Genomic DNA, 665 nt, shown 5'->3' with positions numbered 1-665 from the left:
GTCGCGTGCTGGTGGCGCTCGCGCCCACCCTGCGCGGACTGCCCAACCAACTGTCTGTCACGGGCCACACGGCCGCCGCGCGCCCGGGCTCGGTGCGGGCCGTCGATTCCTGGAGCCTCTCCGCCGGGCGCGCGCTCGCCGTGCGCGGGATCCTGTCGGGTGCCGGGCTCCCCAACGACCGCTTCGCTTCCGTGGTGGGACGCGCCGACACCGAGCCGGTCTTCCCCGACAATCCCTACATCGCGCCGAACCAACGGGTGACGATCACGCTGCTCAGTGCGGAGCCGCCGCTGCCCCCGAACGTCTTTCGCTGACGACAAGGCGCCTCGGCCGCCTGAGAGTCCGGTTGAGATTGAGCTCAGTCGCTGACACGACGTAAGAGGCTGACAATTGCGACGTGGATTGGCTCACAACCGAGACGCCCTTGGCTGACGTTGTGGACGTCAGCCAAGGGCCACCTTTGCCTATTGCCCAGCGCGCCAGCCAGACTGCCCGAAAGTAAACTCCCTGGATGCCGGCAAAGGGCCGGCCTAGGCCTGCCCACCGACCTGCCAGCCCGACCCCGACCGAAGTCGCAGGCGCTCGGTCCATTTGCGGGATAGCGCCGACGAGGACGCGTCGCTTCAGGCACTGTCCGAAGCTCGGGGAGAGGCTCGGCCATCTCC

Annotated in this window: 1 protein-coding gene; it reads left to right on the top strand. The window is 68.7% G+C overall.

Features of this window, described 5'->3' with window-relative positions; all coding sequences use genetic code 11:
* A partial coding sequence (locus AC1DRP_RS36785; protein WP_476771169.1) for an OmpA/MotB family protein occupies positions 1-314 on the top strand: 314 nt, incomplete at its 5' end.
* Between the last annotated feature and the right edge of the window lie 351 nt (positions 315-665).

The organism is Allobosea sp. 01N443, from assembly GCF_056399325.1.
Note: the sequence above shows the minus strand (reverse complement) of the source record. Positions and strands in the feature narration are given on the sequence as shown.